The sequence below is a fragment of the Ihubacter massiliensis genome, from assembly GCF_024125305.1.
In the GTDB taxonomy this organism is placed as follows: Bacteria; Bacillota; Clostridia; order Peptostreptococcales; family Anaerovoracaceae; genus Hominibacterium; species Hominibacterium faecale.
On sequence record NZ_JAMXVH010000001.1, the window covers coordinates 57,822 to 80,702 of the forward strand.

At 46.9% G+C, this 22,881-nt stretch carries 18 protein-coding genes and 1 tRNA gene; 13 read left to right on the forward strand and 6 right to left on the reverse strand.

All coding sequences use genetic code 11. The features are described 5' to 3' along the window. Window positions 1–31 precede the first annotated feature (31 nt). The 9 genes from NIA71_RS00305 to NIA71_RS00345 all read left to right on the forward strand — a co-directional run bounded on the left by NIA71_RS00305 (window position 32) and on the right by NIA71_RS00345 (window position 8,828). Window positions 32–1,666 (forward strand): APC family permease, encoded by a 1,635-nt coding sequence (locus tag NIA71_RS00305; protein ID WP_148396747.1) that lies wholly within the window; start codon window positions 32–34, stop codon window positions 1,664–1,666. Between the two features lie 226 nt (window positions 1,667–1,892). Further along, the gene (locus NIA71_RS00310) at window positions 1,893–2,687 is read left to right on the forward strand and encodes a TetR/AcrR family transcriptional regulator (RefSeq protein ID WP_253019347.1); all 795 of its coding nucleotides are present in this window, start codon (window positions 1,893–1,895) and stop codon (window positions 2,685–2,687) included. 1 nt (window position 2,688) lies between these two features. Next, a complete protein-coding gene (locus tag NIA71_RS00315) occupies window positions 2,689–4,113 on the forward strand; it encodes an MDR family MFS transporter (protein WP_253019348.1) in 1,425 nt (474 codons plus the stop codon). Between the two features lie 40 nt (window positions 4,114–4,153). Continuing rightward, window positions 4,154–4,786, forward strand: coding sequence for an AAA family ATPase (locus NIA71_RS00320; protein WP_148396744.1), 633 nt, complete (start codon window positions 4,154–4,156; stop codon window positions 4,784–4,786). A gap of 58 nt (window positions 4,787–4,844) precedes the next feature. After that, window positions 4,845–5,960, forward strand: coding sequence for a cysteine desulfurase family protein (locus NIA71_RS00325; RefSeq protein ID WP_253019349.1), 1,116 nt, complete (start codon window positions 4,845–4,847; stop codon window positions 5,958–5,960). Between the two features lie 32 nt (window positions 5,961–5,992). After that, window positions 5,993–7,180 carry a tRNA uracil 4-sulfurtransferase ThiI gene (gene thiI, locus NIA71_RS00330; protein WP_148396742.1) on the forward strand — a complete coding sequence of 396 codons (1,188 nt, stop codon included), beginning with the start codon at window positions 5,993–5,995 and terminating at the stop codon, window positions 7,178–7,180. 104 nt (window positions 7,181–7,284) lie between these two features. Then, window positions 7,285–7,665, forward strand: a complete 381-nt coding sequence (locus NIA71_RS00335; RefSeq protein ID WP_148396741.1) for an STAS domain-containing protein — start codon at window positions 7,285–7,287, stop codon at window positions 7,663–7,665. Window position 7,666: 1 nt separating this feature from the next. Further along, a complete protein-coding gene (gene spoIIAB / locus NIA71_RS00340) occupies window positions 7,667–8,092 on the forward strand; it encodes an anti-sigma F factor (protein ID WP_265333419.1) in 426 nt (141 codons plus the stop codon). After that, the gene (locus tag NIA71_RS00345) at window positions 8,082–8,828 is read left to right on the forward strand and encodes a sigma-70 family RNA polymerase sigma factor (protein ID WP_148396739.1); all 747 of its coding nucleotides are present in this window, start codon (window positions 8,082–8,084) and stop codon (window positions 8,826–8,828) included. Before spoIIAB ends, NIA71_RS00345 begins: the two co-directional genes overlap by 11 nt. Window positions 8,829–8,868: 40 nt before the next feature. On the opposite strand, the gene NIA71_RS00350 is transcribed toward NIA71_RS00345, so the two are convergent. Both NIA71_RS00350 and NIA71_RS00355 read right to left on the reverse strand, forming a co-directional pair. Next, the gene (locus NIA71_RS00350; RefSeq protein ID WP_148396738.1) at window positions 8,869–9,498 is read right to left on the reverse strand and encodes a hypothetical protein; all 630 of its coding nucleotides are present in this window, start codon (window positions 9,496–9,498) and stop codon (window positions 8,869–8,871) included. A gap of 14 nt (window positions 9,499–9,512) precedes the next feature. After that, the gene (locus NIA71_RS00355; RefSeq protein WP_148396737.1) at window positions 9,513–10,043 is read right to left on the reverse strand and encodes a cysteine hydrolase family protein; all 531 of its coding nucleotides are present in this window, start codon (window positions 10,041–10,043) and stop codon (window positions 9,513–9,515) included. Window positions 10,044–10,141: 98 nt separating this feature from the next. On the opposite strand from NIA71_RS00355, the gene NIA71_RS00360 reads away from it, so the two are divergent. Further along, window positions 10,142–10,876 carry an alpha/beta fold hydrolase gene (locus NIA71_RS00360; protein WP_227754838.1) on the forward strand — a complete coding sequence of 245 codons (735 nt, stop codon included), beginning with the start codon at window positions 10,142–10,144 and terminating at the stop codon, window positions 10,874–10,876. Here NIA71_RS00360 and NIA71_RS00365 read toward each other — a convergent pair. The 4 genes from NIA71_RS00365 to NIA71_RS00380 all read right to left on the reverse strand — a co-directional run bounded on the left by NIA71_RS00365 (window position 10,865) and on the right by NIA71_RS00380 (window position 13,620). Beyond that, on the reverse strand, window positions 10,865–11,371 hold the full coding sequence (locus NIA71_RS00365) for a DNA-deoxyinosine glycosylase (RefSeq protein WP_253019350.1): 507 nt from the start codon (window positions 11,369–11,371) through the stop codon (window positions 10,865–10,867). The genes NIA71_RS00360 and NIA71_RS00365 overlap by 12 nt on opposite strands. A 117-nt stretch (window positions 11,372–11,488) precedes the next feature. Beyond that, window positions 11,489–11,563 (reverse strand) — tRNA-Thr (locus NIA71_RS00370). A gap of 84 nt (window positions 11,564–11,647) precedes the next feature. Beyond that, a complete protein-coding gene (locus NIA71_RS00375; RefSeq protein ID WP_148396735.1) occupies window positions 11,648–12,889 on the reverse strand; it encodes an MFS transporter in 1,242 nt (413 codons plus the stop codon). 86 nt (window positions 12,890–12,975) lie between these two features. Further along, the gene (locus NIA71_RS00380; RefSeq protein ID WP_253019351.1) at window positions 12,976–13,620 is read right to left on the reverse strand and encodes a TetR/AcrR family transcriptional regulator; all 645 of its coding nucleotides are present in this window, start codon (window positions 13,618–13,620) and stop codon (window positions 12,976–12,978) included. 237 nt (window positions 13,621–13,857) lie between these two features. On the opposite strand from NIA71_RS00380, the gene NIA71_RS00385 reads away from it, so the two are divergent. From NIA71_RS00385 to NIA71_RS00395, 3 genes are all read left to right on the forward strand, one after another. Continuing rightward, window positions 13,858–14,511 carry a hypothetical protein gene (locus NIA71_RS00385; protein ID WP_148396733.1) on the forward strand — a complete coding sequence of 218 codons (654 nt, stop codon included), beginning with the start codon at window positions 13,858–13,860 and terminating at the stop codon, window positions 14,509–14,511. Window positions 14,512–14,522: 11 nt separating this feature from the next. Continuing rightward, window positions 14,523–15,203, forward strand: a complete 681-nt coding sequence (locus NIA71_RS00390; RefSeq protein ID WP_148396732.1) for a TIGR00266 family protein — start codon at window positions 14,523–14,525, stop codon at window positions 15,201–15,203. 1,098 nt (window positions 15,204–16,301) lie between these two features. Next, complete coding sequence (locus NIA71_RS00395; protein ID WP_253019352.1) at window positions 16,302–22,799, forward strand: leucine-rich repeat protein; 6,498 nt, start codon at window positions 16,302–16,304, stop codon at window positions 22,797–22,799. Window positions 22,800–22,881: the final 82 nt, after the last annotated feature.

A 22,881-nucleotide genomic window follows, 5' to 3' on the forward strand; every position in this document is an offset into this window, starting at 1 on the left:
CTCAAAGAAGTTAGGAAAGGAGCACACTGCTATGAAAGATCAACATCAGCCGAAGGTAAGAAGCGGCGTAAAAGATGTGGTGAAATCCAAAGTGGGGGTTCTGCCAGTTGTGGGAATGTTCTATGCGATCTGCTGCGCAGGGGCTTACGGTATTGAAGAGATGGTGCCGGAATGCGGGCCAGGGCTGACGATTGTTTTACTGCTGATTATTCCAATTGTCTGGGCGTATCCATACGGAATGATCTGTGCGGAAATGGGTGCTGCCAGGCCGGTAGAAGGCGGATCCCTCATCTGGGTAAAAGAAGCACTGGGTGAATTCTGGTTTGCGATTATGGCCTTTAGCAATGTGATCTGGAGCTTGGTGTGCAATACCGTATATGTGGTTCTGGCCATCAGCTACCTGGGGATCTTTGTAGAGCTGACTCAGGTAGAGGCATATCTTTTGAAACTGCTGATGATCGTGGTATTTTTTATCATCAATGTTTTGGGCATAAAAGAAGTGGGCGTTGTCAGCACGATTATGTCCATCATCATAATTTTGGCCTTTGCGGTAGTAGCTGTCGTCGGCTTTATGAACTGGAATCAGAATCCAATGGATCCCTTTGTACCTGATGACGTAGGCGTTTTGGAAGGCATCGGCGCAGGGCTTGCCATCGGAATCTGGATGTATTCGGGCTTTGATGAGATGTCTCTGCTCGCAGGAGAGATTGAAGGCGCCAACCGGGTTATTCCCAAAGCTCTGATGATTGTAATTCCGCTGATTTCTCTGACCTATATACTGCCCACATTGGCTGGAATCGCATCCATCGGGAATTGGGAAGAATGGACGACAGAGTCCGGTGGTATCGGTTATACGACTGTTCTTACAGAGAATGTTGGAGTGGGATTCGGCGCAGTCTTTATGGTTGTGGCGATCATCGGTCAGTGTTCCATTTTCAATGTGTGCCTGGCTACAGGCTCCAGGGGCATTCTAATTTTATCTGATGAACACCTGGGACCTCAATTCTTTGCCAGACTGACGAAGAAGAAAGGATCGCCCTATGTGGGACTGATTATTGTTGCTCTTGTCAGTGCAATTTTAATTCCCTTCAGCTTTTCATTCCTGGTAGTGATCGATGTATTCTTTATGGTAATTGTCTCGGCGCTGACGGTCATTGCGGCGATTATTCTGAGGAGAAAAATTCCCAGAGAAGAGGTACCCTTCAAGATACCGGGAGGAACGCCGATGCATGCACTGATGTGCACCTGCGTTCTCATCATCTGTGTACTGACCACATTGCTCAACGGTACCGATTGGTTCCTGGGAGGACTTTTATGGATTCTCATTGTTCCCATCCTTTATATCCTGTGCAAGCGGAAGTTTGGCGGCTTGACCGTTAAGGAGCCGGAGCAATACCCGATCAACCCGCGTACCAGACTGGGTCCTTTGGATCTGCATAAAGCCGGATACTTATATATGGGAATTGGCATATATGCCATACTTGCCAGATGGTTCCTCCAGTGGTATGAAGGAGCAGACGCAGCAGAGTATTACCTTGATGAATGGGGCAGCGGCTTGTTCAGCGACTTCCCTCTGATGCTCAATGTAATAACTCTGACCGGTATGATCGTCTTTATAGTCGGCATTCTCTTCTATCTACTGGGGAGAAAGCTGGAAAAACAATAATTTCCTTCCGCCCGCTACTGCCAAGTTACACAGCGGACGACAGGCTTTATGAATAGGCGCTTCCCCTGACAATGAAAAGGTTGGGGGAAGCGCTTGTTTTTTCGGAAACCTCTTGACAAACGCAGAATAAATGCGCATAATAAAACTATAAAGTTTTTAAAAAACTCGCCGGTACTCGTCCGCAAGGCAGAGCAAGGGGGAGTTTTTCTTTGGGAGGAAAACATTCATGGATTTAAAAAAACAGCATATTCTGGAAGCTGCGGCAACCCTATTTATGGAGAATGGCTATCTGAAGACATCCATGCAGGATGTTGCCGAAGCCTGCAATGTTTCAAAAGCAACGCTTTATAAATTCTTTAATTCCAAGGAGAGTCTGGGAATTTTAGTCGTCTTTTATCTGACGGATCAAATGATGCAGAAGGTGGAAAAGATCACAGAAAATAAGGACCTTTCGCCTAAGAACATCCTGCGGGAGAGCATTATCGCCCGAATGGACCGGTTTGCAGAACGCAACCGGTTTATGGATGAGTTGCTTTTCTCTTTGAACCAGGATCAGCGGGAGAAATATCTGCCGGCTGTCAATAAGAGCCGATTTGACATCTTTGAACAGTTTTCCGGCATCATTAAGAAGGCATTCTCTTTAAAGAGCGAAACAGCGGCAGGAGAGCTGACTCTGAATCTCAACGGACTCATCAAGGAAATCACCTTCGTGGCCGGAGAAGATGTGATTGACCTGGATGAAAGGAAGATTGCCGACTTTATGGTTGACAGCCTGGAAGCGATCCTGGAGAAAAGGAAGGGCAAGCGACCGCTGATGACAAAAGAACAGCTTGCAGCTCTGCGCAAAGCCTTCAGTGATGAGGAAAAATGGCTGCAGCCAGTACTTAAGAAAAAACGGCTGATTCATTCTCTGAGGGGAACGCTGGATGATTATGAAAAAAACGGCAAGATTCTCAACTTGAAGGAAGCAGAATCGCTGATTAGCCAATTAAAAAAATTAGAAGAAAGCGAGGAATCATAATATGGTGGAAAAAAACGTAACAAACGGGAAGCCGGACCGCTACATGTTAATTATTGGCATCATGCTGTCGGGAGCCTTCATTGCTGTACTCAACCAAACCGTCCTCTCTCCGGCCCTGCCCAGCATTATGAGGGATCTTTCCATAACGGCTGTAGAAGGCCAGTGGCTGACCACGGCTTTTATGCTGGTTAACGGTATCATGATCCCCATAACCGCCTATCTGATCAACCGCTTCACAACCAGACAAATCTTTCTCAGTTCTATGATCCTGTTTACCGCAGGAACTGCTTTGGCAGGATTTTCGAAAGGTTTTTTGCTCCTTTTAGTAGCCCGCATTCTACAGGCAATGGCGGCAGGGGTTTTGATGCCCATGATTCAGACCGTTATTCTGCTCCTTTTCCCCAGGGAAAAGCGGGGATCAGCCATGGGAACCGTGGGAATCGTCATCGCCTTCGCTCCGGCCGTGGGTCCTACTTTGTCGGGATGGGTCGTGGATGTCTGGGGCTGGAACAGCATCTTTTTAATCATTGCGCCTCTGGCAGCCATCGACGTGATTCTCGGATTCGGGCTGCTAAAGAATGTAGGTGAGACGAAGAAGCTCAAGCTGGATCAGCGCTCGGTCATATATTCAACATTGGGATTCGGCGGGCTGCTCTACGGGTGCAGCTCTGCAGGAAGCTACGGATGGGCCCATCCCATGACTTTGGCTCCACTGGTAGTAGGCATCGTGTTTTTGGCAATCTTTGTCAGGCGGCAGATGAGGGCAGAGGCGCCGCTTTTAGAGCTGCGAATTCTAAAGACTAAAATCTTTGCCTACTCTACGATCATTGCTATGATTATCAATGCCTCTTTGATCGCAGGTACGATTATCACGCCCATCTACTTGCAGAATGTGCTTCATTTTTCCGCCCTTCAATCGGGTCTGATTATGCTTCCGGGCGCGGTGATTATGGGTGTCATGAGTCCGATTACCGGGAATCTGTTCGACCGTTTCGGGCCGAGGGGAATTGCCATTACCGGGCTTGCGATTATGACTGGATTTTCCTTCTTCTTTGTGTTTATCGATGAAACCTGGATTTTTTCACATTTGTGCATCATTTATACGGTGAGAATGTTCGGCATGTCCATGGTCAATATGCCCCTTACCACTTGGGGACTCAACTCCCTGGACAATAACATGATCGCCCACGGCAGCGCCATCAATAATACGGCTAGGCAGGTAGCGGGATCCATCGGAACGGCTATCCTGATTACGATTATGGCTATGGTGACGGCACTGAATCAGAGCGCCGGAGAACTTGAGGCTACGCTGCGGGGAATGCATGCTGCTTACGGCGTGGCTGCATCTTTGGGTGTAATCGCGCTGATTATGGCCATCCTCTTTGTGAAAAAAGAAAAACGCACCGATGATATCTTTTGCGACTGATTCTATGTTAAAATAAAAGAAAAGAACAGGAGGCAGAACAATGGAAAAGCATCATGTGATAACCATAGGCAGGCAGCTGGGAAGCGGCGGCTCAGACATGGGAAAGGCGATTGCGAAGCACTTTGGTTTTAAATACATAGACAAAGAGATTTTGGTCAAAGCGGCGGAAGTGATGAATATGACGGAAGAAAATCTGGCATACGTAGATGAAAAGAATACGACTGTTTGGACGACGCTGGCCCAGACCGCGGTGTATGAAATGCCCTATATCGCAGATGAATGGTATGTGCCCACCAGCAAACAGCTCTTTGACACACAGACCAAGATCATGCGGGAGGCGGTGGAAGAGGGTCCATGCGTTATCATCGGCAGATGCGCGCCTTATCTGTTCCGCAACTATGAAAAGCACGTCAGCATCTTCCTGCAAGCTGATCTGGAACCCCGGATGAAGCGTTTGGAAAAAACTCTGGGCAAACCAGTACGCGGAGATAAAGGTCGAAAGCTGATGGAAAAGGAAGACCGGGAGAGGGCGAGATATTATAATACCTTCACCGGAAAAAAATGGCTGGATTTGCGGGAATACGATTTTGTGCTGGACACAACGCCTTTTACCGATGAACAGATTAAAGAACTGTTAGTCCATTATATTAAGGTGCGGTTTCCAGAACTGTAAGGTTGACGCATTGGAACCAATGGGATAAAATAAATAGGTTACAGACAAAGGAGAACCTATGATTTATTTGGATAACAGTGCGACAACAAGACAGCATGATCGGGTGACTGAGGTCATGCTGCAATACATGGGGGAGGATTTTGGAAACCCCTCCTCGCTATACAGTTTGGGGATCATGGCGGAAAAAGCGGTCAAAGAGGCTCGGAAAAAACTGGCCCGGGCCATGGATTTGCCGGAGGGCAGCCTGTATTTTACGTCCTGCGGCACAGAATCCGACAATATGGCCATCTTCGGCGCGGCCTCGGCCCGCAGAAGGAGAGGCAGCCGAATCATCACCACCCAGGTGGAGCATCCGGCTGTGCTGGAGGCATGCGGCCGGCTGGAGCAGCAGGGTTTTGACGTGATCCGCATCCGCGTGGATCAGGACTGCCGCCTCGATCTGGATCAGCTGAAAGAGGCCATCAATGAGGAAACCATACTCATATCTGTCATGCAGGTGAATAATGAGACCGGCGCCATCATGCCCATCGATGAAATTGCAAAAATGAAGCAGAACGCTTTTTTGCACACGGACGCGGTACAAGCCTTTGGCAAGATCCCTTTAGCAAAATGCGCAGACTTGGTTACTGTCAGCGGCCATAAGATTCACGGACCAAAAGGAATCGGCGCGTTGTGGATCAAAAAAGATGTGCATATTCCTGCTTTTTTCGCGGGCGGAGGCCAGGAGTCGGGCATGCGGTCGGGCACGGAAAACGTTCCTGCCATCGCAGGCTTGGGCGAAGCCGCCGCGCTTTTGTCCGAAGAAGGTTCGGTTAAAGAGCTCAGAGACCGGCTGCTTTCAGGCATTCGGGACGAAATCAAGGATATTCGTGTCAACAGCCCGGATGACGGCTGTCCCTCTGTGTTGAATATATCCTTCCTGGGAACCAGGGCGGAAGTTCTTTTGCACACCTTAGAGCAGGATGAAATTTACGTTTCCACCGGATCCGCATGCTCTTCCAATAAAAAAGGACAGAGTCACGTGCTCAAAGCTATGGGTCTTTCCGACCGGGAAATTGAAGGAGCAATCCGCTTCAGCTTTGGCAAGTATAATACGGCCGCGGAGATGGACCAAGTGGTAGACAAAATGAAAAAGGCGGTAAGCCGTTTTCGCAGACTGGGCAGCTTCCGGTAAGCCACGCTGACAAAAATAGATAAGGAGAAACCATGAATCAGGAACACATTTTCATCGTGCGCTGCGGAGAAGTGGCGCTGAAAGGGATGAACAAACCATATTTTGAACGCATGCTGGCAGAACGCATCCGCAAGCTTCTTAAACGAAAGTTTGAACGCTTTGACGTGAAACGCCACGAAGGTCTTATTTTCGTCCGGGCAGATCAGCAGTATGATAAGGACGCCATTATCAAGGAAATTTCCAAGGTATTCGGCGTAGCTTCCATCAGCCCGGCCGTGGAAACCGAATCCAACCTGGATGCCATCGGTGAAGCCGCCGTGGCATATATGGAGGAACTGATCGAGGAGAAGGGAATCAAGACCTTTAAAGTCAACGCTAAACGGGCGGACAAGAGTTTCCCCGTAAAATCCCCGGAGATCGGCCGCATCATCGGCGCCAAAATCCTGATCGGCTGTAAAGTGCTGAAGGTGGATGTCCACGATCCTGACTGTCTGCTTTTCGTCGATGTGAGACATGATAAATCTTATATCTACCAGGACAAAATTGCTGGTTTCGGGGGGCTGCCTCTGGGAACCAACGGCAAAGGAATGAGCCTGCTCTCCGGCGGCATCGACAGCCCGGTGGCAACCTGGATGATGGCCAAGCGGGGAATGCTCATTGAGGCGGTTCACTTTCATTCTTACCCTTATACCAGCCAGAGAGCCCAGGAAAAGGTGGAAGATTTGGCAAAGATCGTCGCCACTTATTGCGGACGCTTTAAAATGCATGTAATCAATCTGCTGCCAATTCAGGAGCAGATTGTTGAACATTGCCCAGAAGAAGAAACAACTATTCTGGTACGACGATTCATGATGCGAATTGCTGAACAGGTGGCCCGCGAGACAGGCTGCGGGATGCTGATTACCGGGGAAAATTTGGGACAGGTAGCCAGCCAGACCGCAGAAGCGCTGGTGGTTACCGATGCTTCCGTACAGATGCCGGTTATGCGGCCGCTGATTGCCATGGATAAGGTGGACATCATGGATAAGGCCAGAGAGATCGGTACCTATGAAACGTCCATCCAGCCTTATGAAGATTGCTGCACCGTATTTCTGCCAAAACATCCGGCGACCAAACCAAAGCTGGAACGGATTCTGGCATCGGAAAGCAAGTTGAACGCAGAGCAGTTAATCGCAGATGCGGTCGCATCCCGCGAAACAATCGACATAAAACCAGAATAATCGCTAAAAATAGAAGAATTTCCTCCTTTTCTCTTAAGGACAAGCTGCAGGACACGTACTATAATTGAATTGTACGCTGCGGTTAGAGAAAGGAGGATTTTTATATGCATTTAAAATTTCAGATGACCGACAATATTCTCATTGCTTCGGCGTTCGGTGAACTGGATCATCACAGCGCCGGAGCAGTGAGAGACGAGATAGATGAAACGATGGAGGCCTTCCAATGCTGCCACTTGATCCTGGATTTTGCAAAAGTAACGTTTATGGATAGTTCGGGTATCGGCGTAGTGCTGGGCAGGTACAATAAAGTGACGAAAAAAGGCGGCAGGATTTTCCTGGCCGGTTGTTCGGACTTTGTCGAAAAGATTCTATACATGGCGGGAATCTTTACAGTTGTGGACAAGCAAAAAAACGTAGAGGATGCCATCTGTCTTATTAAGGGACAGGAGCAGCTGCAGATGGAGGTGACGCTCAGTGGAGAATAGAATGAAGATTGAATTTGCTGCCATGGCGCAGAATGAAGCCTTCGCCAGGTCGGCAGCAGCGGCTTTTGTGGCCTGCATGGATCCGACCATCGAGGAACTGACGGAAATAAAGACAGGCGTATCGGAAGCAGTCAGCAACAGCATCATACACGGATACAAGGAGGATTCCAGCGGGACCGTGGAACTGGAGTGTCAGATTCGTGAAGGGGGAAAGGTTGTGATTGTGGTGCGCGATCATGGCGTTGGAATTGAAGATGTGGACAAGGCAAGAGAGCCCATGTTCACCACAGGGAGAACAGAAGAACGATCTGGAATGGGCTTTACGGTTATGGAAAGCTTTATGGACAGATTGGAAGTAGAGTCTCGGGCCGGAGAGGGAACGACGGTGACGATGACCAAGCAGCTTGACCTGAGCGATGGCATCTAAATATGTGCCGGTAAAAAAGGAAGATACATACGCGCTAATAAAACGAGCTCAGCAGGGTGATGAAGACGCCCGGGAGCAGATCGTAAATCAAAACACTGGACTTGTAAAAAATCTAGCATTGAAATTTACCGGCTCCGGTTATGAACTGGATGACCTGCTGCAGATCGGATTTATGGGCCTTCTCAAAGCCATCGACCGATTTGACACAGGGTTTGACGTTATGTTTTCCACCTATGCCGTTCCCATGATCCTGGGGGAAATCAAGCGGTATATCCGGGATGACGGAAAGATTAAAGTCAGCCGTCAGCTGAAAATGGATATACGAAATTTAAAGCGAATAAAAGAAGAGTATTATAACAAGAACGGGACCTGGCCCAAGTTGAGCTATCTTGCAGAGGAAATGGAGCTGCCGGTTGAAAAGATTCTGGAGATTTTGGATGCGGGCGAAGCCTTGTCCAATGTGGAAAGTTTGGACAACAGTGAAATTTCCGAGGGCTATCGGGAGAAAAAGATCAGTCATATTTCGGAAGAAGAGAAAAACATCGATATGATCGATTTGAAAATGATCATCGGTACTCTGTCGGATCGGGAAAGACAGATTATTGTGCTGCGGTATTTTAAAGATATGACCCAGCAGCAGATCGCAGGCAAAATGGGGATTTCCCAGGTGCAGGTCTCGCGTATCGAAAAAAAGGTTCTCAAAAATTTGAGAGAAAAAATGGCAGAAACCGTCTAGGATCGAAGTTTGATACCTGGATGGTTTCTGCGGGCAAACGTTAATCGGCAGAAAACCATACGATAACTGCGCGGACAACGTCGAATTGGGAAAACTTGTCCGCAGATGGATAAGACTCAAGAGGCGGAGCCGCGCCTTCATCGGCATCGGTTTTGGCTCGGGCCGTCATGTAAACGGCGATTTCTTCATCCGGCTTGATTGGCACAGGTTTATCAATCGTGGATGCAACCAGACCGTCGTCGGGTGACAGTTTTGCAAGGCCGGTAACTTCACTGCTCAAAGATCCGCCTTCTTTATGGGATGAGGCGATGTGCGCCGTACGCCCTTCATCACCAAAGGTCACTAAAAGCTTGCCATTGAACTGGTCAAATTGGGAGTCTCCCGACACATCTTCCCATTTGCCTGTTTTACTTCGGTATTCCATAATTTTCACATGGAGCGTTGTTAGAGAATCATCGACTTGATACGCGATCAGTCCGGTGCCGTCCGTGCCGTCCAGTCCGGCCATGGAAAGAAGATCCGCTTCATCAGTCGTCAAAGGTTTGGGACCGATTTCCATCTTTCCTGGACCTGCAGTCTTGCTTTCTTCTCCGCTGTTACCGGATCCACAGCCTGCCGTGGACAGGATAAGCAATAAGATGAACGAAACGATCAAAATCCGTCTTTTCATAATTTAATTCCTTTCTAAATAATCCTAATCTGACAGGCTTTCATAGCCTTCAGCGCGTTTTCATGGCTTTTGGGGGTCACTCCCGCGCAGCAGGAGCTATCTACTGTTACAGGTATTTCCGGAAGAAATGCCTTAATCATCAGAGCGTTGGAAATCACGCAGATATCGGTACATAGTCCCACCAGCTCGATTTCGTCAGGGGCGTTTCCCGCCCGTTCCAATTCCATCATCATGATTCCCAGATCTTTTGAGCCAAAGGTTTCTTTTTCAATCACAGGTGCATCCTGCGGGCGAAAGAGGCTGGCGCAGATTTCCCAGCCATCGCTTCCCTTGATGCAGTGGGGGACCGGCAGGTTTCGGCCTTCCTGGGTCTGCAAATAATCTTCGCCGTGGGTATCGGCGGTAAAGATGACCAGATCGCCTCTGGCATCGTATTCTTTAATTTTCTTGTTGACCGGTTCGACAATTTTTTCAGCTTCCGGGGTTCCCAGCGCTCCGTCGATAAAGTCTTTTTGCATATCGACAACAATCAGTAATTTACTCATTGATAACCTCCCTGTTTCTTTGTTATGAAAATCATATACCAGAAAGCCTTCTTTCGCAATGAAAATTTGCTATAATGAAAAGATGAGGTGAAGGAAGAATGAAAATGAAAGGATTGGTGCTTGTGGTGATCCTGCTGGTCACAATGGTCGGATGCGCCGCGGGCCGGGAAGAACAATACATCGATGTGAACGGGGTCAGTTTGGCCTATGTCCGGCAGGGAGAGGGCGAGCCTTTGATCCTGCTCCATGGAGGCGGCGGAAGCGGCCGCAGCTTTGATCATGTGATCGACAGGCTCAGCGAAACGTTTACCGTATATGCCATAGACAGCCGGGGGCAGGGGAAAAGCAGCGCTGTGGGCGAATACAATTATCAAGATATGGCGGATGATGCGGCGGCTTTTATAAACGAATTGCAGCTGGACCATCCGGCTCTGTACGGGTTCAGCGATGGCGGGATCGTCGGTTTGATCCTGGCGTCTCAGCATCCGGTTTTGCTGTCAAAGCTCATGGTCAGCGGCGCCAATGCGGATCCCAGTGGTATTGTAGATGAGGACCGGGCGGCCATGGAGAGAAGCTATTCCGCCACCGGAGATGGACTTTTGAAAATGGAGTTAACCCAGCCTCATTTGACTGTGGAGGATTTGAATCGGATCCGCATCCCTGTGCTGGTGACAGCCGGAAGCGATGATATGATCAAGGAATCCCATACCCGATTCATTGCCGAAAACATACCCGGCAGCCGCCTGGAGATTCTCCAGGGAGAAACCCATACCAGCTATGTTCTGGAAAGTACTCAGGTTGCCGATCTGATTGAGGATTTTTTAAAGAAATGAGCGGATGGCCTGCCAGTGGTCTGCTAGTTTGTCTAAGGTCCAGGCGGCGTTGGCCGGGCTGGTGGAAGGCAGTTTGACCGCCGGCCTGCCAGTGTGCGGCTGGCAGTATGTTTCATAAAGTTTATGGGATTTGGCTCCGTTGCAAAAAATCTGTGCAACAGGTGCTGCATCTAAAATTCTGGACAGGTCGTTTTGCACCACATTGCGGATGGTGCTGTCGCTGGAGCCTGCGATTTCACAAGAAGCGATTACGTCCCATACAGCGATGTTATTCTCAAGCAGGAAGGCTTTTTTCTCGTCAATGGTCTGGGGCACCGGATGACCTAACACCTGGGCCAGCACCTTCCAGAAACGATTCTGCGGGTGGCCGTAAAAAAACTGGGCTTCCCTGGATTTGACCGAGGGAAAGCTGCCCAAAATCAGAATTTTGGAATGGGCGTCGTATACGGGCTCGATGTTGTGAACCTGGGGAGTTGTTTTTGCTGTCTGCGCCATGAGGGGCTCCTTTCTTTGGAATGAATTGCCTAATAATTGGAATTTTTAAAGTGCGGAAAAACAAGAAAAAATCCCCTCAAACCTGTTGAAAACAATGGATTTGAGGGGATTTATCTTTGGAGCTACTGGTCGGATTTGAACCGACGACCTGCTCATTACGAGTGAGCTGCTCTACCCCTGAGCCACAGTAGCATCTGATACGATCAATATTATACAACGGAACGGGCAGCTCTTTCAATAGTTTTTTTCAAAAGTTTTCGAGAAATTTTGCCAGCTTTACCCCAGATTTTCCTCAGCGGTATTGTTGATATGGCTGAAAGCTTTTCTGGACGCGATGACAATGACAGCCGCGGCGGCCATGCTCCCGAGAATGATCCATTGGGGCGCCGCCCAGTCAAAGAGCAGACCGTAGAGGGCCTGGCCCAAAGGCTGGGAGCACATGGACATGGCCATAACAAAGGAAATCACTTTTCCGATCAGGCTTCCCGGCACCTCGCTCTGCACGAAAGAAAGCATCTGAACGCTGAACATGGTGGCGAGCACCATCATCAGGAAGTAACAGCAGACGATGACCAGATAGGAAACCATGGGAGGCGCATCAAAGAGCAGGCAGAGCGCCATGGGCAGCAGGGTTGCTGCGGCAGCCAGGAGCAGCTTCCATACTTTTTCGGCCCGCAGCCGGTTTGCCAGAACGCCCACGAGGATACCGCCCGCCAGGCCGCCGGCAGCGGATATTCCCTGCGCGTAGCCGTACAGCTGGCCGGACAATGCCAAATGTATTTTGATGATGACCGGAATGCCCACGATCACCATGGAGGTCAGTACCAGATTGAACAAGGCTACAATGATGATGACTTTTTGGATGACCGGTTTTTCTCTGTGAATGTAGTGAATGCTTTCAGCAAAATCCCCTTTTACAATGGAGAGAATACTGCCGTTCTCAGGAAGCTTGTTTACAGGAATGCGGATGAACAGCTCCATGACAGCAGACAAGAGAAAGCAGATTCCGCTGATGAGAACCACCTGGGTTACGCCGAAGGCTTCATAAACAATACCGCCCAAAACCGGACCGATGAGGTTTGCCAGGGCCGACACCTGATTGATGATAGCGTTGGCTGTCATCAGGTTTCCTTTCTCCTGCAGGAAAGGAATGCTGGCCTGAACAGAAGGCTGATACAGAGATTGAATTCCCGAAAGCAGCATCATTACGATGAGGACCAGGGCCTGAGGTGATAAGGAACCGTTGAGAAGGAGGAAAAGGCCGGTTAAAAAGGCGGTTAGAAAGTCTAAAAAAACCATAATATTCCGCTTGTTGACCCGGTCCGCAAGAAGGCCGCCTACAGGCGAGAGGATCACCATAGGAATGAAGGAACAGGCCAGAACGATACCGAACAGGGATGACGACCCTGTTCGGTCCAGCAGATAAAGGGGCAGCGCGAACCGCAGCGTGGCATTTCCAAAGAGCGAAATGATTTGTCCGATTAATATCAGTGTAAAATTTCGATTTAGCAGTTTCATAAAAATCTCCTTTCATACATACGGTTGGTATGTTCAATCCCAATAAATTGCTTCCCGTAGGAAGCGATAACAAGTGAAAACGGACGCTAATCGTCTAAGCATTCCCCATAGGACAATGCGGCAGCCATGACCTTTTCGTCCATAACCGGCAGGCCGATCTGGTCCAGCAGCGTCTTTAAAAAGCGAACTTTCTCCGTGAAGGCAGCCCGGGTTTCATGAAAGACCAGCGGATTGATCCAGATGTTGATGAGCAGCAAAAACACTTCCGCGGCCTCTTTGGGCTGGGATACGGTGATCGATCCATCCTCCACGCCTTCCTCGATGTAGGGCAGCAGCATCTGAGGCGAATGTTTTACGGACTCGAACACTTCCTGCGCCAAAAACTTTGGATTGTGATAATAGTCAGGCACTGCTTCCATCAGTTGATGTTGCTGGACGCTGGTCATACAAGTCAGGCAGATTTCCTTCAGCTTTTCCAGTCCGGTCAGTTGATCCTCACGGCCCTTGAACATAGACGCAAAGTCCACGTTCGCATACATCCGTTCGCCGACCGCTTGAATGATGTCCTCCTTTGATGAGAAATGATGGTAGATGGCGCCTTTGCTCAAATCTCCCAGATCGTTCACAATATCCTGGATGGTTGTCTTTTCGTAGCCCTTTTGTAAAAACAGCTTTGTAGCAGAATCCAGAATCCGGTTAACCGTGACCTCCGGATATTTGTTCCTCGACATATCAATGGTCCTTTCCATACATACGTTTGGTATGTATAATAAATTATCACGGAAATGACCCCGTGTCAAGTGGTTTGCCGGGCAAACATATCAAGAACCCCATTTGGTCATGAAAGGAACGCATTGTCTTTTGCAGGGCGGTAACATATAATAGATTTATTAAAGAAAGTGCCTGCGCCGGCGTTTTCGGGAAAAATGGGGGAATTGTCAGGCGTAATCAGAAAGAGAGGATAAGGAATGAAAAAGTGTATTTGTGTGTTATCAATGGTTTTAATTTTTGCTGTATCTCTGATCGGCTGCGGCCGGGATCCGGCAGATGTCCAGCTGAGCGATCAGCAGATAAAAAGTGTGACCGAGCAGCTTACTGCGAGAGAGCCTTACGATCAAGATGAGGCGGAATATCTGGACGTTCAAACTTTTGACTCGCTGAAAGTCTACGGCGCCCGCGAGAAAGAGGGGTATACAGAAATCTATGTCTGGGATCTGTCGGGAGACTTTGTGAAGTACAAGGATGCTGCTTATGAGCTATCAGGCAGCTCCATGCCGTTGACCTTGGTAACGGAGATCAGCGGAGAATCCGTAAAATTAATAAACGTGAAATTTCCGGAAGACGGCGACCGATATGGGCCTTCTATTGAAGCAATGTTTCCAGAAAAATATGCGAAAGAAGCGATTGGGGAGGGAAACGGGCTGGTGGGAAAGCTGAAAAAAGAGCAAAAGGAAAAGATTAAGGCGCTTTGGAACATGGAAATCAGCGAAGATCTTTTTGATTTGAATCCAGATACGGGAGCCTTTACCATAACCAGAGTCGTAAATGATGGCAGCAGCGGTGCCGAAGATTTTAAGACAAAGGTGATAGAGAAAGGGCGTTTGACAAAAAAGGAATTATAAAGGAGGAAAAAATGAATTATCAGATGATAGGCAAGACTGTTCCTGCGGTGGAAATGCAGTTGAACAGAGGAGAAGTTATTTTTACCCAATCAGGCGGGATGGCCTGGCAGAGCGACGGGATCGCCATGTCCACAAACACCCGCGGCGGCGTGCTGAAAGGGCTTGGCAGGATGCTCGCCGGAGAGTCCATGTTCATCGCCCACTATGAAGCCGTCTGCGACAATGCGGTGATTGCTTTTGCCTCAACGGTTCCAGGGAGTATCCTGGATGTGGATGTCAGAGGCGCCAATGGGCTGATTATACAGAAAGGCGCATTCTTGTGCGCAGAAAATTCCGTGGAGCTGGAAACCGTGTTTACCAAGAGATTTTCTTCCGGCTTTTTTGGCGGGGAAGGGTTTATTCTACAGAGGCTGACCGGAAGCGGCAAGGCGTTCCTTGAAATTGACGGCGATGTCACCGTGAAAGAGCTGGCGCCGGGGGAAGTGCTGAAAGTAGATACCGGCAATGTGGTAGCCTTTGCGCCGACTGTGAACTACGAGGTGGAAACGGTAAAAGGCATGGGTAATATCCTCTTCGGAGGAGAGGGCCTCTTCCTTACCAAACTAACCGGCCCGGGAAAAGTCGTTCTGCAGACCATGAATTTTGCCGACTTTACAGGGCAGATCGCAGCCAGAATTCCATCGGGAGACTGAGGAAGCATAGGCAAGGAATGGCATTCGGTGCATTCGGGTTGATGGGAAAAGGATGATGGTGCGGTGAAAAGGCTGATTGTTTGATGATATTTGGAGCTGGGCGGGCTATTGCATTTTGTATTACCGTGGAAAGGGGCGGTTGCTGAAGCGGCGCGGCTCAGTTCTGTAATTGCCGGGGATATATGTAAAATATTCCTATTTATATTTGAAATAGGGTGATTTGGGGGCAATGTCCATATAAATTTTGGATTTTAGAGGAAAAGATGGTAAAAAATTAATTTAAATGGAACTAATTGAAAATTAGTTTTGTAAAGTTAGTGCAAACTTTCTTGATTATACTTCCGAATTGACCGCAAATCGGTTCTTTTCAAGCGATTGGCGACGGAAAATGCTTTGTTTTTATATGGACCAGCACTCTGTTTTTGGTGATTTCGAATATAAATTGAGAAAATAAATGAAAATTCAGGCGATTGCGCCTGGGATATTCGATTTTGTAAGTAAGGTTAAGGCACAGGATAACAAGGCGGATAAATTGATATGTTTGTTGACTAATGTATTAGGCATAGCTGATCGGTTTGGGTCGTGGCTGTGCCTGATTTTTTTATTTTTTGATAGGAAGTAAAGTTGGAATCGGATTTTGATTTTTGATGAGCCTGCATCAGGGTGAGGGAGTGGAAGACATAGGACGTCCGGGACATGAACGCTGGAAAATTGGAAGCATGCTTTTTGGGACCTTTTCCAGACCCATTTCCAGACCTGGCAGTGACGCGGCGTAATAATTGTTGACAACAGGCGTTATATATATATATAATATGTTAGATTGTATATACTAAATTTATATGAATAAAAAAATGATGCTCGATCAAAGTGAGCGATTATAATGGGGAAACGGGGTGCCTTAGGGTACTCTTTTTTGTTTGGTTCCAAATGCTACGTTTTGAGGGCTAAACGTTACGAGTTGTTGTGGTTGCGGACAATGATGATGTGAAGTTGAGTGTATGAATAACTGATCGTGTAAGTTATGCTAAGCATACAGCAATATAAAAAAATTAGAGCTGAAAATATATAATTTATGTCGGTTAAATAAGGAGCGGTATTATGAAAAAGAAATGGATAAGTTTGATGACTTCAGTGATGATGTTTGCAACAATATTAGCCAATCCGGCGATTGGGGCTGCGGCTGAGAAGCAATCAGAAGCAAAAGACGTGCAAATAAAAACAGTAACGTCAGTCGAGCCTACTAAGGCAAAAGAAGAGAAACCGGAACCTTCAAAAGCGAGCAAAGCGACTGCACAAGCGGCAAGTAGTAAGGATATTGCTGTTAGTGAAGGCGTGACTGGCGGGAATATTTATTTTGATGAAGCGACGGGGACGATTACGGGGTGTGATGAAAGTGTAACTGGAGTTGTGATATCTTCTGTGATAAATAATGTTTCGGTTGAGACGATAGGGGAATCTGCGTTTCTTGGATGCAGCGCGCTCACGAAAGTGAAGCTGCCAGACAGCGTGACTGTAATCGAGGGGTATGCGTTCAGCGAATGCATAAAATTGGAAGAAATCATTCTGCCAAAGAACCTGGAGAATCTGAAAGGGAGAAGTTTTTACAACTGCAAGGCGCTGGGATCGATTGAGATTCCAAAAAGCCTGCAAAAGAGCGGTACGGCCGGAGGATATCAGGTAGGACCGTTTGCAGGTTGTGCCAAATTGAAAGACGTCCGCTTTGAAGAAGGGACGAAAAGAATCGTGGAAAATCTGTTTTACGATTGTGATGGAATCGAGAACGTGACGATCCCTGAGGGTGTGACGGAGATCGGCACATCCGCGTTTGGCAACTGCGTAAATCTGATTAGCGTGAGGTATCCGTTGAGCCTGCAAAAGATAGGGGAATCTGCATTTGTCAAGTGTACCGGATTGGCCAGCCTGGAACTGCCGGAGAAATTGGAGACGATAGGGGAATCTGCGTTTCTTGGATGCAGCGCGCTCACGAAAGTGAAGCTGCCAGACAGCGTGACTGTAATCGAGGGGTATGCGTTCAGCGAATGCATAAAATTGGAAGAAGTCATTCTGCCAAAGAACCTGGAAAATCTGAAAGGGAGAAGTTTTTACAACTGCAAGGCGCTGGGGTCGATTGAGATTCCAAAAAGCCTGCAAAAGAGCGGTACGGCCGGAGGATATCAGGTAGGACCGTTTGCAGGTTGTGCCAAATTGAAAGACGTCCGCTTTGAAGAAGGGACGAAAAGAATCGTGGAAAATCTGTTTTACGATTGTGATGGAATCGAGAACGTGACGATCCCTGAGGGTGTGACGGAGATCGGCACATCCGCGTTTGGCAACTGCGTAAATCTGATTAGCGTGAGGTATCCGTTGAGCCTGCAAAAGATAGGGGAATCTGCATTTGTCAAGTGTACCGGATTGGCCAGCCTGGAACTGCCGGAAAAATTGGAGACGATAGGGGAGTCTGCGTTTCTTGGATGCAGCGCGCTCACGAAAGTGAAGCTGCCAGACAGCGTGACTGTAATCGAGGGGTATGCGTTCAGCGAATGCATAAAATTGGAAGAAGTCATTCTGCCAAAGAACCTGGAGAATCTGAAAGGGAGAAGTTTTTACAACTGCAAGGCGCTGGGGTCGATTGAGATTCCAAAAAGCCTGCAAAAGAGCGGTACGGCCGGAGGATATCAGGTAGGACCGTTTGCAGGTTGTGCCAAATTGAAAGACGTCTGCTTTGAAGAAGGGACGAAAAGAATCGTGGAAAATCTGTTTTACGATTGTGATGGAATCGAGAACGTGACGATCCCTGAGGGTGTGACGGAGATCGGCACATCCGCGTTTGGCAACTGCGTAAATCTGATTAGCGTGAGGTATCCGTTGAGCCTGCAAAAGATAGGGGAATCTGCATTTGTCAAGTGTACCGGATTGGCCAGCCTGGAACTGCCAGAGAAATTGGAGACGATAGGGGAGTCTGCGTTTCTTGGATGCAGCGCGCTCACGAAAGTGAAGCTGCCAGACAGCGTGACTGTAATCGAGGGGTATGCGTTCAGCGAATGCATAAAATTGGAAGAAGTCATTCTGCCAAAGAACCTGGAGAATCTGAAAGGGAGAAGTTTTTACAACTGCAAGGCGCTGGGATCGATTGAGATTCCAAAAAGCCTGCAAAAGAGCGGTACGGCCGGAGGATATCAGGTAGGACCGTTTGCAGGTTGTGCCAAATTGAAAGACGTCTGCTTTGAAGAAGGGACGAAAAGAATCGTGGAAAATCTGTTTTACGATTGTGATGGAATCGAGAACGTGACGATCCCTGAGGGTGTGACGGAGATCGGCACATCCGCGTTTGGCAACTGCGTAAATCTGATTAGCGTGAGGTATCCGTTGAGCCTGCAAAAGATAGGGGAATCTGCATTTGTCAAGTGTACCGGATTGGCCAGCCTGGAACTGCCGGAGAAATTGGAGACGATAGGGGAGTCTGCGTTTCTTGGATGCAGCGCGCTCACGAAAGTGAAGCTGCCAGACAGCGTGACTGTAATCGAGGGGTATGCGTTCAGCGAATGCATAAAATTGGAAGAAGTCATTCTGCCAAAGAACCTGGAGAATCTGAAAGGGAGAAGTTTTTACAACTGCAAGGCGCTGGGATCGATTGAGATTCCAAAAAGCCTGCAAAAGAGCGGTACGGCCGGAGGATATCAGGTAGGACCGTTTGCAGGTTGTGCCAAATTGAAAGACGTCTGCTTTGAAGAAGGGACGAAAAGAATCGTGGAAAATCTGTTTTACGATTGTGATGGAATCGAGAACGTGACGATCCCTGAGGGTGTGACGGAGATCGGCACATCCGCGTTTGGCAACTGCATTAACCTGAGCAATGTAACGTATCCGTCAACTTTGCAAATAATAGGGGACAGTGCATTTTTTAAGTGCGTTGGATTGGGAGAAGTGGCAATTCCTGAAAAAGTGGCCAAGATAGGCAGTTCTGCATTTAACAATTGCACTAAACTGACCAAAGCAGAAATCCCAAACTCCGTAAAATCCATAGGATATCAAGCTTTCTACAGGTGTCCGGACATTGTAATATACTGTGCGGCTAATTCATATGCCTGTATTTACGCAATGGATAATAATTTGGAAGTTGTATTGACAGATAGTAAATTTGATACTTCAAACAGCATATTGAATTATGACGCTACATATTACGAGACTAATTTTTCATCAACAACGATTAACAATGGATACATACCGCTTAGTTTGGGCTATGCTATTAAAAATAATAAGTTTGTATCTTTGTCCAATATGAAGGTTGTAATTAAAATCCCTGCAACTGCGGAGATTGTGAGTCAGACGCTGACTGTAGATGGTGAACTCTGTACAGATTATACTGAAAATCAGGGTGTTATTACAATCCCGGTTACAAAGCGAACTGGAAAAATACGACTGAGCGTACGGCCAACAGATGCGACTTCTATGCGCAGCTATGCTAAGTTTAACTTTACAAAAAATGGGGTTGCTGATAGTGAAGTAATTGGTGTTATTAATGATGAAATTCCGGTATTGTCGTTGGAAGCGAATGAGATAACGGATAGTAAAGATATCGTATTTAAAGGAGTGTCATCGACAGCAGAAGATATAAAAATATATTTAGATGATGAATATAAAACCAGTGTGGTAGCAAACAAGGCTGGAAATTACAAGGGCGCAGTAGAAATCAAGGCACCTTCAGAAAATAAAAGATACATGCTGAAAGCAATATCTGAAAACTCTTCAGGAGAACGAATTGAAGCGACAACGGAGATAAAATATCAAAAAAATGCTGCAGTACTTACAGATTTTAAAATGTATTATCGAAATGAATGTTATGATTTGAATGCGGATGGTGCAAGGCCTAATGTTACCTTTGTACCAGGTAATCAATTTACATTTGAGACTAAATTCTCAAACCCACAAGAAATTGATAATGTTCATATTGTGAGCGAACGTAATAATATAAAACAAAGAATGAAAGCGATATGGGATGCAAAAAGTAATAGTTTTATTGCGGCAGGTTTCTTTGATAATGGTAATAAAAACTATGTACCAGGGGAACTTTCTGTGGAATATCAAGAGAAGAAGAAAACATCTCCAATCAAAGTTGGAGACATTGTTGATGTGACTTCTGAGGAATACACAAAACCTTTAAGCGGTTTGATAAAAAATAGCGATGTTAATGTCATAACAAATAATTCAAATGTTTATGAAGCAGAACTGAATTTGTCTGATCCTGACAAAGGGTTAAACAATGTGAAATTAAAGCTAAATGTAGAAAAAATTAATACAGCAGCCAGGTCGATTATTGGGGATGCCCTAAGTGGATACGAGACAATAAAGAAATATGTTCAGGAGGATGAAAATGGAAGACCATATATTTTGACAATAGGGAGCAGTCCTGGGAAAATGATCATTTTTGCAGATGACGTTTTAAATAATAAAACAATAAAATATGTGATTGAAGAGTTGACAGGAGATGGATTTGAAACAGTTAACAAATATTTAACTGGGATTGGAATCGCTGCAGATACGATTAGTGCATGGTATGAATATGGAGATATTCAAAACCAGATTGAAAAATCAAATATGACTATTGGAGAAAAGCAGGAGGCTACAAGAAAAAACAAGGAATTGCGTGATGACAAGATTAAATTCAGTGTCTTAGTTGCGGGGCTGACTTATGTAGGAACGATGGCACTTGGTCCGGCAGGCTTAGGTCTTGGATTATTGGTAGGAGCAATTGGAATGACCTCAGATTTCTTTTGGGATGCGCGGATGGCAGGGATACTTTCAGGCGGAAGAAGCAGATTAAATATTCAATGGGCGATCGACCCAAGCGGCTACGTCTACGAGGGTGTGACTGACAACCGTATCAGAGATGTAAAGGTTACTGCTTATTACAAAGAAAATGAAAAATCCAACACAATTAAATGGGATGCTTCCGAATATGATCAGATTAATCCGCTGATTACCGCGGAAGATGGCACTTACGCATGGGATGTACCCGAAGGATTATGGCAGGTTAAATACGAAAAAGAAGGATACCAGACAACCTATAGTGAATGGCTTCCAGTTCCGCCTCCTCAGACAGAGGTGAACATTGGTATGGTATCAAAGATCAAGCCAGTTGTAGAAAGCGCAGCGGTCTTTGATGATCATGCACAGATTACCTTTTCACAGTATATGGACCCGAACACGGTAACAGCAATTACCATAAAGGACCCGAAAGGAAAGAATGTACCTTACACATTGGAATATGACGAAAACCAAAAGAACATGGACGGAAAGGTTTTCGCAAAGAGTTATAAACTGAAATTCGGCATGCTGTACAGCGTGGATAAGGATGGAGCATACCAGATTGTAGTTAATAATGCAGTTAAGAATTATGCTGGCAATGCGATTGACGCTTGTTCACTAAGTAAAAAATATGAGAAGGAACGTTCCCTTGTGCTGCCGCAAAAAGCAACGGTGATCTATGGCGGAACCAGTGAATGTTCTGTTGAACTGATAAATGCTGTAGGCACAGAAACCTTTGAATGTGTTACAGGACTTAATGATATTGCTCAAGTTGGAAGCGTAAGCAAAATCAATGAGAGTGGTTCGGCCGAGATTACATTGATTGGAAATATGATCGGTGAAACCAATCTGACCATATCAGTACCAGGAACCAATCTAAAAGCAACTTTACCAATTGAAGTAAAGATGTCGGAAGAGAGCATTGACCAGCTTCCTGCGATTGAAGATTTGAAAGTGACATTAAAGGCCAAGGATACTGCTTTGCTGGAATGGAGCAAGGATGAAACATTTGCCGGATATGAAGTATATAGGGCAGCCGCAGAACAAGGTACATACAATCAGATCGATAGCACAAAGGCTCCAAGCTATCAAGATCAGCCGGCTAAGAGCGGGACATATTACTATAAGGTGCGGGGTTATAAAATAGCAGATGGTAAAAAACTTTATGGTGGATACAGTGGCATCGCTGGCACGAGTGTGACAATTGAACAGCCACAGCCACCTGAAAATTCAGTAACGCCGACCAAGCCGGCGAAAGGGAATCAAACCATCAGTGGTGCCGATACCTTCACAAAAGCCTACGGCAGCAAGCCATTTACCCTAAACGCAGCAGCCTCCGGCGGCGGCCAGCTGTCCTACCAGTCCAGCAACCCCAAAATCGCCACTGTTTCCAGCACCGGAAAAGTGACGATCAAAAACACGGGAAAAGTACAGATCACCATTACTGCCGCTGCCACGGCTAACTACAATGCAGCGGCTAAGACAGTTACCATCACCGTCAACCCGAAAAAAGCAGCGGGCCTGAAAGCCAAAGCCGGTAAAAAGCGCATGACCGTCAGCTGGAAAAAAGACACTAAAGCCAGCGGCTACCAGATCACCTACGCCCAGAACAAAAAGTTCAAAAAAGGCAAAAAGAACGTGATCATCAGCAAAAACAAGACAACGAAGAAAACCATCAAAAAGTTGAAGGCTAAGAAGACTTATTATGTAAAAGTACGGGCATATAAAAAAGCCGGGAGTCAGAAACTTTACGGCGCATACAGTGGTGCGAAAAAGGTCAAAGTGAAATAAGAAAACATGATAAAAAGCTGTCTCCGAAGAAAATCCCGGAGGCGGTTTTCTATTTATACGAAGCTGTCGGTATTTAAGCAAA